The sequence below is a fragment of the Sulfitobacter sp. HI0129 genome (genome assembly GCF_001635395.1).
Taxonomy (GTDB): Bacteria; Pseudomonadota; Alphaproteobacteria; order Rhodobacterales; family Rhodobacteraceae; genus Sulfitobacter.
The window spans coordinates 1-379 of record NZ_LWGH01000199.1; the positions used below are offsets into that span (position 1 = coordinate 1).

Annotated in this window: 1 pseudogene; it reads right to left on the reverse strand. The window is 65.3% G+C overall.

From position 1 onward, the window contains the following. Positions 1-379, reverse strand: a pseudogene (locus A3764_RS02025) (ParB/RepB/Spo0J family partition protein); the annotation flags it as partial.

Sequence of the window (379 nt, forward strand, 5' to 3'; positions counted from 1 at the left end):
GCGGNCGCGCGGGCGTCATCTAGCCAGGACAGATCAAGCGCCTCATGCGCCGCCGCCACCTGCTCGAGCGAGGTCTCGTCGATCTCGTCCATCTTGGCATGGCTGCGGTATTCCTTGCGGGCATCGATCTTGATCGCCTGCGTGACACTCATGCCGCTGGCCAGAACGTCACTGACCAGCTTGAAGAGCGTCAGATCGAGCGTGGCCTCCGGATGCAGCGCCATCGCGGCGCCAAGGGCCATGGCTCGCTCGGTCTTGAGGTCCTCAGCCAGTGAGGCTGGGTAGGTGATTTCGCCCGGGTCCGTGGCCTCCTCCCCCGTCGGGTTACTTGAGGAGCCGCGTGCGCCCTCCTCTTTGACGGTGTCTTCCGGACGGACGA